Annotated in this window: 11 protein-coding genes; 8 read left to right on the top strand and 3 right to left on the bottom strand. The window is 70.6% G+C overall.

Annotation, left to right across the window (positions count from 1 at the left end; all coding sequences use genetic code 11):
* Positions 1–123: 123 nt before the first annotated feature.
* Complete coding sequence (locus ACIBEI_RS21855) at positions 124–489, bottom strand: cupin domain-containing protein (protein ID WP_398891193.1); 366 nt, start codon at positions 487–489, stop codon at positions 124–126.
* A gap of 193 nt (positions 490–682) precedes the next feature.
* Complete coding sequence (locus ACIBEI_RS21850) at positions 683–2179, bottom strand: metallophosphoesterase family protein (RefSeq protein WP_398891191.1); 1497 nt, start codon at positions 2177–2179, stop codon at positions 683–685.
* An 80-nt stretch (positions 2180–2259) separates the two neighbouring features.
* On the opposite strand from ACIBEI_RS21850, the gene ACIBEI_RS21845 reads away from it, so the two are divergent.
* The 3 genes from ACIBEI_RS21845 to ACIBEI_RS21835 are packed head-to-tail and all read left to right on the top strand — an operon-like array spanning position 2260 to position 4246.
* Positions 2260–3225: an LLM class F420-dependent oxidoreductase gene (locus tag ACIBEI_RS21845; RefSeq protein ID WP_398891189.1), complete on the top strand. Its 966-nt coding sequence runs from the start codon at positions 2260–2262 to the stop codon at positions 3223–3225.
* 38 nt (positions 3226–3263) lie between these two features.
* Positions 3264–3782 carry a hypothetical protein gene (locus ACIBEI_RS21840; RefSeq protein ID WP_398891187.1) on the top strand — a complete coding sequence of 173 codons (519 nt, stop codon included), beginning with the start codon at positions 3264–3266 and terminating at the stop codon, positions 3780–3782.
* Positions 3779–4246, top strand: coding sequence for a GNAT family N-acetyltransferase (locus ACIBEI_RS21835; RefSeq protein WP_398891185.1), 468 nt, complete (start codon positions 3779–3781; stop codon positions 4244–4246). The genes ACIBEI_RS21840 and ACIBEI_RS21835 overlap by 4 nt, the downstream gene beginning before the upstream one ends.
* 115 nt (positions 4247–4361) lie before the next feature.
* Here ACIBEI_RS21835 and ACIBEI_RS21830 read toward each other — a convergent pair whose 3' ends face one another.
* Positions 4362–5390 carry a LacI family DNA-binding transcriptional regulator gene (locus ACIBEI_RS21830; RefSeq protein ID WP_398891183.1) on the bottom strand — a complete coding sequence of 343 codons (1029 nt, stop codon included), beginning with the start codon at positions 5388–5390 and terminating at the stop codon, positions 4362–4364.
* Positions 5391–5667: 277 nt separating this feature from the next.
* Between ACIBEI_RS21830 and ACIBEI_RS21825 the strand changes: the two genes are divergently transcribed.
* From ACIBEI_RS21825 to ACIBEI_RS21805, 5 genes are all read left to right on the top strand, one after another.
* The gene (locus ACIBEI_RS21825; protein WP_398891181.1) at positions 5668–6987 is read left to right on the top strand and encodes an ABC transporter substrate-binding protein; all 1320 of its coding nucleotides are present in this window, start codon (positions 5668–5670) and stop codon (positions 6985–6987) included.
* Between the two features lie 148 nt (positions 6988–7135).
* On the top strand, positions 7136–8107 hold the full coding sequence (locus ACIBEI_RS21820; protein ID WP_398891179.1) for a carbohydrate ABC transporter permease: 972 nt from the start codon (positions 7136–7138) through the stop codon (positions 8105–8107).
* A 37-nt stretch (positions 8108–8144) separates the two neighbouring features.
* Positions 8145–8966 (top strand): carbohydrate ABC transporter permease, encoded by an 822-nt coding sequence (locus tag ACIBEI_RS21815; protein ID WP_398891414.1) that lies wholly within the window; start codon positions 8145–8147, stop codon positions 8964–8966.
* 132 nt (positions 8967–9098) lie between these two features.
* Entirely contained in the window at positions 9099–11129 is a 2031-nt protein-coding gene (locus ACIBEI_RS21810) for a glycoside hydrolase family 127 protein (protein ID WP_398891177.1), read from the top strand.
* Positions 11130–11243: 114 nt separating this feature from the next.
* On the top strand, positions 11244–13409 hold the full coding sequence (locus ACIBEI_RS21805; RefSeq protein WP_398891175.1) for a beta-L-arabinofuranosidase domain-containing protein: 2166 nt from the start codon (positions 11244–11246) through the stop codon (positions 13407–13409).
* The last annotated feature ends 3 nt before the right edge of the window (positions 13410–13412 follow it).

Below are 13412 nucleotides of genomic sequence, written 5' to 3'. Positions count from 1 at the left end.
AGATGATGTGCGGAAGTGACCCGAGGAGGCGTCCCACCCCTCTCGGGTCTTCCGGGATTCCGTGCGTGATCTCGGGCCGACTGCCCCGTGCGAGTCCGCCGGGGCACACGCCGACCCGCTGGATCAGCCGTCCTTCGCCTTCGCGTAGTCCGTCGCCATGCCTCCGGCGAAGTCGTACACCACGGCGGCGTCGTCTCCCACGACCCAGGCGTCGTGCCCGGGTGGGCAGACGAAGACGTCGCCCGGGCCGACCTCGCTCTCGGCGCCATCTTCCATACGGATCCGCATCCGGCCCTCGACGACGTAACCGTTGTGATGGACCTGGCAGCTCTCGGTGCCCGCGATCGGAGCCACGGACTCGGACCATCGCCAGCCCGGTTCGAACGTCGCCACGGCGAAGTCGAGCCCTGTGAGGTGGACCGCTTCGAGGTGGCCACGAGGGAAATCGCGCCGCTCGTCCGGCTTTTCGACCGCCTTGATCTCGATCATGACGGCTCCTTCCCATCTGGCCTTGCCCAGCATCGGCGGGCGGTCGGTCATCGCCTTACGACGACCCGGCCGAGCCCCTCTTCTCTATCGTCTGCCCGTCAGCCCGGCTCCGCCATTCGGGGGACGGAAGCCCGGCGGGAGGGAGGGTGAGGGAGGCGCAAGCTCTTCGACAGGGAGGGAGGCGGAAGCCCTTCTACAGGGAGATGGTCACCTCGTCCTCGACCGGCGGGTCGAGTTCCTGCTGTCGGTTGCCCGTCGCCGAGAAGCAGCGCAACCGGACCGAGCCAGGAGTGACGTCCAGGCGCAGGAAGCACTTGAAGAACGGCGGGCTGTACGTCGCCGAGCCCGGGGACAGCAGTTGCGTGTACGCCTTGCGCACGGGGAGGCGGAAGCGGGAGGTGCGGTCGGGGCGGCCGCCGGCGCCCAGCAGGCTCGCGACCAGGCGTGTACGCAGGGTGACGCGAGCGGGCGAGGCCTGAGCGCGGGTCGGGCGGACACCGAGCCGCTTCGCGATGACGGCGGTGGCCTCCGCCTCGGTGAGGGTGAAGAAGCGCCGCATGCGCAGCCGGCGCCCGTAGAGCCTGCTGTAGAAGGCGAGCGAGTCGCCGCGCAGCGGGTAGCAGCGGAAGTCGTCCTCGGCGACACCGGCTACGGAGACGCGCGGCACGGTGTGGGTGGCGTGCATGAAGGCGCCGCCGCCACCGGCGACCACGTACTGGATGGTGCGGCCGTCCACCGTCACGGGATAGCGCTGGTAGTTGTGGATGTCACCGCCTATCGCGGCCACGTAGTGATGTTCCGGGTCGCGCACGATGTCGTCGACGGTTCCGCCGCCGTCGATCGGGCAGGGGTGGTGTTCGGCGTCCACGTACAAGGGGGAGCCGGTGATGAGGATCTTCGGGGTGTCTCCCTTGGACACCTCCCGGAGCCAGCGGCCCTGCTCGGCGTCGACGGTCCCCAGCAGGCCGGTGTCGATGCCGATGATGCGTACCGGCCCGGCGTCGACGGCCCAGTACGGGCCGGGCTGGAGGGCCTGTTGGGCGGGTGCCGAGCGCAACTTCCGTGCCTCGGTCAGGCGTTGCTCGTCGGTGGCACGAGGCTTGTGCCACAGCAGTGACCGCAGCCAGGCGGGTGTCAGCGGGCGGTGCGAGGCATCCGGCGTGAGAGGCGGGGCCTCGCAGAAGACCCGCATGAAGCCCTGGAGGTCCTCGTACCAGTCGTGGTTGCCGGGTATCGCGTAGATGGGTGCCTGGTAGTCCTTGTACGGGCGGTGGAACTTCGTGCCGTAGTCGTCGGTGGTGCCGACCGGATACACCACGTCACTGGCGAGAACCGCGAACCGCGTGTCCTGACTGACCTTCAGAAAGCCCGGCACGACGGCGTACTGCGGGTCGTCGCCCTCTCCCGTGTCCCCGATGACCATGAAGGAGAAGTGGTCCGGATCATCGCGCCGGACCACCTTGTCGGCGGGTGCCCCGGCGACTGTCCGCTGCTCCACCCAGCGGCTGCGGGTCCGCCCGGTCGGGTCGCCGAACCAGGAGGCCAGTACGCCGTTGCGAGCGGGCCAGAGCGTCTTCGGGTTGAGCCAGGAGAGCTTTTCGACCCGGTGCGGCATCAGTTGTTTGTAGTCGCCGCGTTCCGCGGTGCCCCAGCCGGCGCCCTCGGCGGTGTCGCGTGAAGAGTGTGACATCGGTGCACGGTAACAACGCCTTCGTCCGGTGATCCGAGTGGGGCCGTCGAGGGCGGAGGGCACCAACTACCGTGATGTGTATGGACATCAGCGTCGTTGCCGCGGCACGAGAGGACGACAGCCCGGTCGACGAGCCGTTGCGGGTGGCCGCGCTCGCCGACCGGCTCGGATACCGGGAGGTGTGGGCCGGTGAGGGGCCCACCTGGGACGCGTTCGTACTCGCCACCGCGATCGGACTGGCCACCGAGCGCGTGACACTGACCGCCGGACCCGTCCCCGTCTCCGTACGAGACCCGCTGACCATCGCCAGGGGCGCGGCGTCGGTCGCCGCGGTGATCGGCCGCCCGGTCGGGGTGGCGCTGGGAACATCCAGCAAGCGGGTGGTCGAAGGCGTCCACGGCCGGCCCCGCACCCGGCCCGCCGCCGCGCTGGCGGAGTCCGCCGAGGCGGTGCGCGGTCTCATGCACGGGAAAACCGGCGATGCGATCGTGCCCGGAAGCACCTTCCGCCGACGTCAGCGGCCGCCCGGCGGCCCGCTCACCGTGGCGGCGTTCGGAGACCGCGCGATCGCCGTGGCCGCCGCGCACGCCGATCGCATGCTCCTCGACGTCGTCTCACCGGAACAAGTCCGCACCCTGCGCGCCAAGTTGGCCGCCGCCGCCGAGCTCGCGGGCCGGACGCCGCCCCGGCTGGCCGCCTGGCTGCCCGCGGCCGTCGACCCCGAGCCCGAGTCCGTCCGGCAGATCCTGCGGAGCATCGTCGGCTACCTGACCGTCCCGGGATACAGCGACGTGTTCACGGCGGCCGGCTTCGGTGAGGCGGTGGACCTGGCCCGCTCCGACGCCACTCCTGACACCCTCCTCACCGCACTCCCACCCGAGGCCGCACACACCCTCGCCCTGCTGGGAGACGCCCCCGCCGTCCGCGCCCGCATCGACGCGTACGCCGAGGCAGGCCTCGACGAGATCGCCGTGGTCCCGGCCACGGCCGGCGACCCGGCGGGGGAGCGCACGCTCACGGCGTTGGCGGACCTGGTGTCCGGGTGAGGGAGACGGACGAGGCCCGCCCCCTGCATCATGGCCGGATGAGTGATCGTGAGGAACTGCCGACGGCGGTGGACGCGGAGGCGCTGCTCGCGCTGGCCGATGGGTACCACGCGCGTGGGACACGGGCGTTGGGTACCCGCGAGGCCAGTGGCCATCTGGTGAAGGCGTACGCGATCGAGGCGCCGGGGCGCGTCGTGACGGAGCGGGACGAGGCGGCGGCGCTTCGGATCGCCGGAGCGCATCTGGCGCTCGGGCGCGCCCGGGGGTCGCTCGGGCTCGCCGTTCTGCTCGTCCACGCGGGAGGCGACGGGGACTATGTCCTCGTCTGCGACTGGATCGAGGGATACATGTCCGACCTGGCGGTCTTCTCCGGTCCCGCCGGGCAGCCCGAACTGCTGCGGCCGGGGCGGGTGGGGCTCGCACCCTGCGTCTGGGAAGCCGCCGTCCTGGCTCACGAGCGCGACGCGTTCACACGACACGTCCTTGACGGCAGCGGCCCGGTCGCCGACCGGCTGGCCGCGTGGGGTGCGGACACCATGGCGGGAGACGTCCGATGACGGGCGCTCCACGAGTGAGGCACGCACGCCCCGCCGACCTGCCGCGAGTCGCCGAACTGGCCGCGGAGCACGCCTCGTACGAGAAGTCCGCACCGCCCGTCCCGGACCTGACCGAACGGCTCGGGGTCCTTCTCTTCGACACGCCGACACCGCGGTTGCGGTGCCTCGTGGCGGAGTTGCCCGACGGCGAGGTCGTCGGTTACGCGACCTGCGCGCCCGAACTCTCCACCTGGGAGGGCCGCGAATACCTCGCCATGGACTGTCTCTTCCTTCGCGCCGACAACCGTGGCCTGGGCCTCGGTGCGGCGCTGATGGAGGCCGTGGTGGCCGAGGCGCGGAACCTCGGTCTCGCCGAGGTCCAGTGGCAGACCCCCGCGTGGAACGAGGGCGCGATCCGCTTCTACGACCGCCTCGGCGCACGCGCCAAGGAGAAACTCCGCTTCTTCCTGCCGGTGCAGGGCTGAGCCGTAGAGCCGCTGGGCGGCTGGGCCGTCGAGCCGTCGAGCCGTCGAGCCGTCGAGCCGTCGAGCCGCCAGGCCGCTGGGCCGTCGGTCTGGCGCCGCGGGCGGACTCCTCCCCTCAGGACAGGGGCGCCGTCGACCCCCTGATCACCACCCGGCAGGGCAGGGTCTCGACCCCCGAGCGCCGCGCCCCGGCGATCACGGTGAACAGGGCGTGCGCGGCGGCGCGCCCCACCTGTTCCAGGTTCATGTCGACGCTCGTCAGGGGAGGGCGGGAGGCGGAGGTCAGGACCTGCCAGTTGTCGAAGCCCATGACCGCCACGTCCTCGGGCACACGGTGGCCGCGCTCGCGCAGTACGTCCATGACACCGCGCGCGATCTGATCGCTTCCGCACAGGACGGCGTCCATGTCCGGGTGCTGGTCGAGCAGCATCGCGGTGGCCGCCCGGCCCCAACCCTCCGACCACACCCCGAACCGAGGCTCGCCGACCAGGGCGAGACCGGCGTCGGCGAGCGCGGCCAGGGCGCCCTCGGACCGCTCCTGCGAGGCGAGGTACCCGGGGTCACCGGTGATGTGCGCGATCCGCGTACGGCCGCAGGCGAGCAGATGCTCCACCGCGATCCGCCCGGCGCCCACGCTGTCCGGGACGATGGAAAGATCCGCCGGATCCTCGGACGGCGCGTACGCGTAGACGACGGGAACGGGCAGTTCGCGGCCCAGTGACGGACGAGGGTCGGTCCGGCTGCCCACCACGATGAGGCCGTCGACCCGGCGGCCGAGCAGTGCGCGCACATGGTGCTGCTCGCGGATCGCGTCACCACGGGCGTCGCAGAGGAACACGGCGACCTCGCCCGCGCCGAACGCGTCCTCGGCGCCCATGAGGATCGGGATGCCGAACCGGCCCTCCAGGTCGCTGGTGAGCAGCCCGACCGTGCCCGTCCGCCCGGTCGGCAGACCACGCGCCACCTGGTTGGGCCGGAACGACAACCGCTCGGCCGCCTCGATCACCCGCTGTCTCGTCTCGGCACGCACCTGGCTGCGGCCGTTGAGGGCCTTGGACGCGGTGGCGATGGACACGCCCGCCAGCCTGGCGACGTCGCCGAGCGTGGCGGGCTGCGAACGAGAGGGGCCGGTGGTCCGTGCCATGGGGGGGCTACTCCTGTCTCGCGTCACGTGCCGACGCCGTCGAGGGTGCACGCCGCCCGAAAACAGTACGCGAAACCATTTCGGTCTCGACGCTCACCGGGATCGAGGAATCCCCATCAGCCGTTACCCGCAAGGGGATTGACGGGTAGTGAGTCCCGTCCTAGCGTCCCAGAAAACCTTTTCGGTTCTGTTTCCTTCGCAGAGTTCAGTGCCACCACATCCATCGTCCCGACCGGCCGGCCCGCCCTGGGCCCGCCGCACACGAGGGGGATCGACCATGGGGAGCACGGCCGGACCGCTTGGACACCCACGCCGCCTCGTCACCGGTGCCGTCGCACTGCTCGCCGTCGCGAGCCTGGTCACCGCATGCGGATCGGGGGATGACGACTCGGGCGGTGGCGGCGGGGGTGGTGGAGCCGGGGACGTGACAGGCACCGACGACGGCGCCAAGCTGACGATGTGGACGCGTGCTGCGACCCGACCGCAGAGCGAGGCCCTGGTCAAGGCGTACAACGCGAGCCACAAGAACGAGATCGAGCTGACCGTCATCCCCACCGACGACTACCAGGCCAAGGTCGGCGCGGCCGCCGGGTCCAAGGACCTGCCCGACCTCTTCGCCTCCGACGTGGTGTTCGTCCCCAACTACACCTCCAGCGGCCTCTTCGCCGACATCACCGGCCGCGTCGACGCCCTGCCCTTCGCCGACAAGCTGGCCCAGTCGCACATCAAGGCCGGTACGTACGAGGACAAGAAGTACGTCGTGCCGCACACCCTCGACCTGTCGGTGCTCTTCTACAACAAGGAGCTCTACAAGCAGGCGAAGCTCGACCCCGAGAAGCCGCCCACCAGCCTGAGCGAGTGGGACCGGCAGGCACGGGCCGTCGACGCGCTGGGCAAGGGCGTCAACGGCACCTTCTTCGGCGGCAATTGCGGTGGCTGCGGCGTCTTCACCTGGTGGCCGTCCATCTGGGCCGCGGGCGACGAGGTGCTGAATAAGGAGGGAACCGAGGCCGAGCTCTCCTCCGACACCGCGAAGAAGGTCTACGACACCTACCGCGGCTGGGTCGACGACGACATCGTTGCCCCCGGCGCGCGCGACGAGACGGGCACGACCTGGACCGGGGTGTTCCCCAAGGGCAAGGTCGGCGTCATGCCGATGCCGTCGACCACCCTCGGGCTGATGCCCAAGGACCTCGACCTCGGTGTCGCGCCCATCCCCGGGCCCGACGGCGGCAAGTCCACCTTCGTCGGCGGTGACGCCATCGGCATCTCCGCCACCAGCGAGTCGGCCGACCAGGCCTGGAACTTCCTCGCCTGGTCCCTGGGCGACAAGGCACAGGTCGACGTCGTCGCCGCGAACAAGGACGTGGTGGCCCGCACCGATCTCGCGTCGAACAAGTACTCCGACGCGGACCCGCGCCTCGTGACGATCAACGAGCTCGTGACCGACGGCCACACCCCGTACGCGCTGAAGTTCGGCCAGACCTTCAACGACCCCAACGGCCCCTGGCTGACGCTGATGCGCAACGCGGTGTTCGGCGACGGGACGAAGGTCGAGAAGGACAACGAATCGGTCACCGCTTCCCTGGCCGACTGAGCCTTGAGGGGCCGGGGCGCAGCCCCGCTCCTCAGGGGCGCGGGGAACTGCGCGATCAGCCCCCACTCACCCGCAGCTCACCGTCAAGGCTCCGAGCCACAGGCCTGATCCCACCCACTCCCACCACATCGCACGGCAGAGGAGAGCCATGCAGGTGAAGGCGGCCGCCAGAACGGCGCCCACGCACCGGCGGAGCCCGCCGGAGCGCCGGATCCGCCCCCGAGGCACACCCGTGCGCCGGTGGACGTGGACGTCCCGCAAGGCCCAGGGCCTCGCCTACGCGGCCCCGACGGCCGTGTTCGTCACGGTCTTCTTCGTACTGCCGCTGCTGCTCGTCGGACAGATGTCACTCAGCGACTGGCCGCTGCTCGCGGGAGACCGGGGCATCAACGCGCCCGAGAACTACACGGACGCCGCAGACGGCACCCTGTTCTGGCCGGCGGTCCGCTTCACCCTCCTCTACACCGTGATCGTCACGGTCGTACTCCTCGCCCTGGCGCTCCTTCTCGCCCTGCTGGTGCAGGAGTTCCGCCCCGGCGCGGGCTTCTTCCGCACGGTCTACTTCCTGCCCGGCGCCCTGGGGCTGGCCTCCGCGGCCCTGCTCTTCTGGGGCCTCTACAGCCCCACCACGGGGCCGCTCAGCGGCATCCTGGAAAGCCTGGGCCTCGTCGACGACCCGGTGTCCTTCCTCGGGACATCGACGTCCGCGCTGCTGTCCACGGTGTTCCTCATCGTCTGGAAGTTCGCGGGCTTCTACATGCTGATCCTCCTCGTGGGCCTCCAGCGCATCCCCCACGAGGTGTACGAGGCGGCCCGGATGGACGGCGCGAGTCGCGGCCAGATCTTCCGCTCCATCACGCTGCCGCTGCTGCGCCCGTCCCTCGCGCTGTGTCTGCTGCTCTGCGTGACCGGATCGCTGCTCGCCTTCGACCAGTTCTTCATCCTCACCAAGGGCGGCCCGGACAACAGCACTGTCACCGTCGTCCAGTTGATCTACCGCGAGGCCTTCCAGCGGCTCGACCTCGGTACCGCCGCCGCTCTTTCGATCATCGTGCTGGCCGTGCTGCTTCTGCTCAACGTCCTCCAGTTCCGCGGTCTGCGCCGCGCCGACGAGTCATGACAACCGCCTCATGAGCCTCATGAGAGAGGACACCACCGTGCTCACCCGCGCCCTCGGCCGGACGCCTTACTACGTCGTCGCCGGTGGCCTGGCCGTCATCTTCCTGTTCCCGCTGGTCTGGAACGCCTGGGCCTCGGTCAGTGGACAGCCGGGCACCGCGCAGGAGTCCGGCCACGGCCTCGGCAACTACCGGACGCTCCTCGACCACGACGCGGGCCTGTGGCGCTATCTCCTCAACAGCACCGTCGTGTCGGCGCTCACCGTCGCCCTGACCCTCGGCGTGTCGCTGCTGGGCGGCTACGCCTTCGCCCGCTTCGACTTCCCGGGCAAGAACCTGCTGTTCCTCCTCACCCTGGCCATCCTCATGGTCCCGTACGCCACCCTCCTCATCCCGCTCTATGTGCTGCTCGGCAGGCTCCACCTGCAGAACTCGCTGGTCGGGTTGAGCCTCGTACTGGCCATGTTCCAGCTGCCGTTCGCCACCTTCATGATGCGGATCTCGTTCGAGGCGGTGCCGCGCGAACTGGAGGAGTCGGCGCTCGTCGACGGCTGCGGTACGGCGGGCGCGCTGCGCCGCGTCCTCCTGCCTGCGGTGCGGCCGGGGCTGATCACCGTGGGGCTCTTCGCGTTCCTCGCGGCCTGGAACGACTTCATCGCACCGCTGATCCTCATCTCCGACAGCGAGAAGGCACCGCTGCCACTGGCCGTCGCGAACCTGCGGCAGCAGAGCATGGGCGCCGTCGACTACGGCGCCACCGAGGCCGGTGTGGTGGTCCTCGCCGTGCCCTGTCTGCTCCTCTTCCTGCTGCTGCAACGGCACTACATACGCGGCTTCATGTCCGGCGCGCTCAAGGGCTGAAGTGCCGTTGAGCACGCCCTGAAGTGCCGGACGACCGACCCGTACCGACCTGACCTGACCTGAGCAGATCTGACCTGACTCGAACGGACAACCGGAAGGACGAACCGAAGGCATGAACTGGTGAGGGAGAACATGGCGCGGTCATCCGTCCTGCCGGTGGCGCCGACCCGGGGCAGGCTGCGGCCACTCGGTCTCGACGAGGTCAGGATCACCGGAGGTTTCTGGGCCCGACGCCGCCACATCAACGCGACCGCCACACTCGGACACTGCCGAGACTGGATGGAACGGGTCGGCTGGACCGGCAACTTCCGGGCCGCCGCAGAGGGCCGCATCCAACAGGACCGGCGGGGCCGCGAGTTCACCGACGCCGACGTCTACAAGCTGCTCGAAGCCATGGCCTGGGAGGCCGCCGGCCAGGGCGCCGGCGCCTCGCTGGACGCCGAGGTCGCCGCGCTCACCGAAGCCATCGCACCGGCCCAGCGGCCGGACGGCTACCTCAACACCGCCTTCGGCGGCCCGGGTCAGGAGCCCCGCTACAGCGACCTCGAATGGGGCCACGAGCTGTACTGCCACGGCTACCTCGTCCAGGCGGGCGTGGCCCAGACCCGCGCCCGGGGCGAGGGCGAGCTGGCGAAGATCGCCCGGCGGGCGGCCGACCATGTGTGCGCGACCTTCGGCCGGGGCGGCATCGAGCGCGTCTGCGGTCACCCGGAGATCGAGATGGCCCTGGTGGAGCTGGCGAGACTGACGGGCGAGCAGCGCTACCTCGACCAGGCCGCGCTCTTCGTCGACCGCCGCGGACACGGCACCCTCGCCGATCCAGAGTTCGGCCGCGCCTACTACCAGGACGACATGCCCGTCCTGGACGCCACCGTGCTGCGCGGACACGCCGTCCGCGCCCTCTACCTCGCGGCGGGCGCCGTCGACGTGGCCGTGGAGACCGGGGACGAAGCGCTGCTCGCCGCCGTCGTACGGCAGTGGGAGGCCACGGTCGCCCGGCGGACGTATCTGACCGGCGGCATGGGCTCGCACCACCGGGACGAGGCCTTCGGCGACGACTTTGTACTGCCGCCCGACCGCGCCTACTCGGAGACCTGCGCCGGTGTCGCCTCCGTGATGCTCAGCTGGCGGCTGCTGCTCGCCACCGGCGAGCCGCGCTTCGCGGACCTGGCCGAACGGACCCTGTTCAACGTGATCGCGACCTCCCCGTCCGACGACGGCAGGGCCTTCTTCTACGCCAACACCCTGCACCGGCGCCGCCGCGGCACCACACCCTCCACGGACACCGACAGCCCGCGCGCCGAGTCGAGCCTGCGCGCACCCTGGTTCGCGGTGTCCTGCTGTCCCACCAATGTGGCGAGGACCCTGGCCCAACTGCCCGGGTATCTGGCCACGGCGGACGACCACGGCGTGCAGCTGCACCAGTACGCCGACTCGGAGATCACCACCTCCCTCGCTGGTGGCGACGGCGTCGCGCTGCGGGTCCGTACGGACTACCCCTCCGGCGGGCACGCGGTCGTACGGATCGGCAGGTCCCCGGACCGGCCCTGGACCGTGTCGCTGCGCGTCCCCGCGTGGACGGCGGGCGCCACCACGTGGCTGGTCGACCCGGACGGGACACGCCGGGTCGTCGCCCCGGGCATGGCCGAGGTCACCCGGGTCTTCCGGCCGGGTGACGAGATCCGGCTCGAACTGCCGGTGGTCCCGCGCTGGACCCGCGCCGACCCGCGCATTGACGCGATACGCGGCACGGCGGCCGTCGAGCGCGGTCCACTGGTGTACTGCGCCGAGTCCGTGGACCTGCCGGACGGCTACGAAGTCGACGCGATACGAGTGGATCCGTCCGCCGAGCCGATGGACGGACCCGAGGAACCGGACGGGCCGGATGGCGCGGGCGGCACCGTCGTCGTGGCCGGGGGACTCGTCGCGCACTCCGAAGCGACCGACACGGCCTGGCCGTACGAGCCGCTCGACCGTCCCCTCGCGGCGAACGCAGTCCGTACGGGGATCGTGCTCGTGCCCTATCACTCCTGGGCCGGCCGAGGCCCCTCGACGATGCGCGTCTGGCTGCCCATCGCGGAACCGGACCGAATCTCGCGGCCGGGGAACCCCGAGGAGCACGACCACTCCGCAGAGCCGGACCGCAACGCCACAGGGAGGTAGTCGTGCTCGGACCACGAAGACGCCACCAGCGAAGAACCCTGGCCGCCCCGCTGTGACAGAACGGCCACCGCTCCCCGCCGTCGCCCCCTACGCACCGACGATCGGAGTCCGAGCATGTCCTCCCAACCCCCCACCCGCCGCCGTCTGTTGACGCTCGCGGCCGGGACGGCCGCCGACCCGCTCGTGCACGGTGCCACCTCGGCGCACGCCGCCACCGACGCGGCCCCGACCGCGATCGCCGCCCGGGGCACTACCGTTGCTTCGGTGCCCGCCCCGTCGACCTGGTCCGTAGTCCCCTTCGCGCTGGATCAAGTCGCCCTCGGCAACGGGGTGTTCCGGCAGAAGCGCGACCTGATGCTGGAATACGCCAGGACCTACCCGGCCGACCGCATCCTGGCCGTCTTCCGGGCCAACGCCGGACTCGACACCCGCGGGGCCCGGCCGCCCGGCGGCTGGGAGACCTCCGACGGCAACCTGCGCGGCCATTACGGCGGCCACTTCCTCACCCTCGTCGCCCAGGCGTACGCCGACACACGGGAGTCCGCCCTCAAGGCCAAGCTCGACCACCTGGTCGGCGCGCTCGGCGAGAGCCAGAGGGCCCTGGCGCAGAGCGGCTCGCCGAGACCGAGTCACCCCGGCTATCTGGCGGCGTACCCGGAGACGCAGTTCATCCTGCTGGAGAGCTACACGACGTACCCCACCATCTGGGCGCCGTACTACACCTGCCACAAGATCATGCGCGGTCTCCTCGACGCGCACACGCTGGCAGGGCACGCCGAGGCCCTGGAGATCGTCTCGAAGATGGGCGACTGGGTGCACAACCGGCTCGGCCGCCTGCCGAAGGCCCAGTTGGAGCGCATGTGGTCGATCTACATCGCGGGCGAGTACGGCGGCATGAACGAGGTGATGACGGACCTGTACGCCCTCACCGGCCGGGCGGAACACCTCGCCGCCGCCCGCTGCTTCGACAACACCGCTCTGCTGGACGCCTGCGCCGAGGACCGCGACATCCTCGACGGTCGGCACGCAAACCAGCACATCCCGCAATTCACCGGCTATCTGCGGCTCTTCGACCACACGGGGGAGGACGAGTACGTCGCCGCTGCCCGCAACTTCTGGGGCATGGTCGCGGGCCCCCGGACGTACAGCCTGGGCGGCACGGGACAGGGCGAGATGTTCCGGGCCCGGAACGCCATCGCGGCCACCCTGGACGCCAAGAACGCCGAGACCTGCGCGACGTACAACATGCTGAAACTGAGCAGGCAGTTGTTCTTCCACGAGCCGGACCCCGCCTACATGGACCACTACGAGCGGGGCCTGACCAACCACATCCTCGCCTCCCGCCGGGACACCCGCAGTACGACCAGCCCGCTTGTCACCTACTTCGTGGGAATGGGGCCGGGTGTCGTGCGGGAGTACGACAACACCGGCACCTGCTGCGGCGGCACCGGCATGGAGAACCACACCAAGTACCAGGACTCGGTGTACTTCCGCTCCGCCGACGGCAGCGCGCTGTACGTCAACCTGTATCTGGCCTCGACGTTGCGGTGGCCGGAGCGGGGCCTCGTCATCGAGCAGACGAGCGACTACCCGGCCGAGGGCGTACGCACCCTGACGTTCCGTGAGGGCAGCGGCTCGCTCGATCTGAAACTCCGGGTGCCGTCCTGGGCCACGGGAGGCTTCACCGTCACGGTCAACGGGGTGCGACAGCGGATCGTCGCCGAACCCGGCAACTACCTCACACTGAGCAGGAACTGGCAGCGCGGCGACCGGGTCGGCGTCTCCACTCCGTACCGTCTGCGCGTCGAGAGGGCGCTGGACGACCCCACCGTCCAGTCGGTGTTCCACGGGCCGGTGCTGCTCGTCGCCCAGAGCCAGGAACAGGCGTTCCGAGTGTTCTCCTTCTACAAGGACTTCAGGCTGCGGGGCGACCTCGCCGACGCGATCCACCCCGAGGGCCGGCCGATGCACTTCACCACGCACGGCCTGACCCTGGCGCCGTTCTTCGTCGGGGACGACATCCGGTACCACGCCTACTTCAGGCGTTCCGAACCCGTGGTCGTGTTCGGGGCGGCGAACTCGAGCGTAGCCAATCGCGCTCGCGCCGACGGTCCGACCTTCCTCGACGTGCTCTGGGCACAGGCACCTTTCGAGACCTCCGCCCGCTTCGTCGGGGCGGTGCGCGCCCTCGCCGACACCTGGCTCTCCGACGGGCTGTTCACGCGCACGGAACGGGACCGTGTCGTCGCTGCCGCGGTCGGGGCGAACCTGAGGAACTGACGC

The organism is Streptomyces sp. NPDC050988, assembly GCF_044456225.1.
In the GTDB taxonomy this organism is placed as follows: domain Bacteria; phylum Actinomycetota; class Actinomycetes; order Streptomycetales; family Streptomycetaceae; genus Streptomyces.
This window is presented reverse-complemented; position numbering and strand designations above follow the sequence as displayed.

Coding starts and splice junctions, on each gene's coding strand:
- ACIBEI_RS21855 (WP_398891193.1), bottom strand. CDS start 489: ATGATCGAGATCAAGGCGGTCGAAAAGCCGGACGAGCGGCGCGATTTC.
- ACIBEI_RS21850 (WP_398891191.1), bottom strand. CDS start 2,179: ATGTCACACTCTTCACGCGACACCGCCGAGGGCGCCGGCTGGGGCACC.
- ACIBEI_RS21845 (WP_398891189.1), top strand. CDS start 2,260: ATGGACATCAGCGTCGTTGCCGCGGCACGAGAGGACGACAGCCCGGTC.
- ACIBEI_RS21840 (WP_398891187.1), top strand. CDS start 3,264: ATGAGTGATCGTGAGGAACTGCCGACGGCGGTGGACGCGGAGGCGCTG.
- ACIBEI_RS21835 (WP_398891185.1), top strand. CDS start 3,779: ATGACGGGCGCTCCACGAGTGAGGCACGCACGCCCCGCCGACCTGCCG.
- ACIBEI_RS21830 (WP_398891183.1), bottom strand. CDS start 5,390: ATGGCACGGACCACCGGCCCCTCTCGTTCGCAGCCCGCCACGCTCGGC.
- ACIBEI_RS21825 (WP_398891181.1), top strand. CDS start 5,668: ATGGGGAGCACGGCCGGACCGCTTGGACACCCACGCCGCCTCGTCACC.
- ACIBEI_RS21820 (WP_398891179.1), top strand. CDS start 7,136: ATGCAGGTGAAGGCGGCCGCCAGAACGGCGCCCACGCACCGGCGGAGC.
- ACIBEI_RS21810 (WP_398891177.1), top strand. CDS start 9,099: ATGGCGCGGTCATCCGTCCTGCCGGTGGCGCCGACCCGGGGCAGGCTG.
- ACIBEI_RS21805 (WP_398891175.1), top strand. CDS start 11,244: ATGTCCTCCCAACCCCCCACCCGCCGCCGTCTGTTGACGCTCGCGGCC.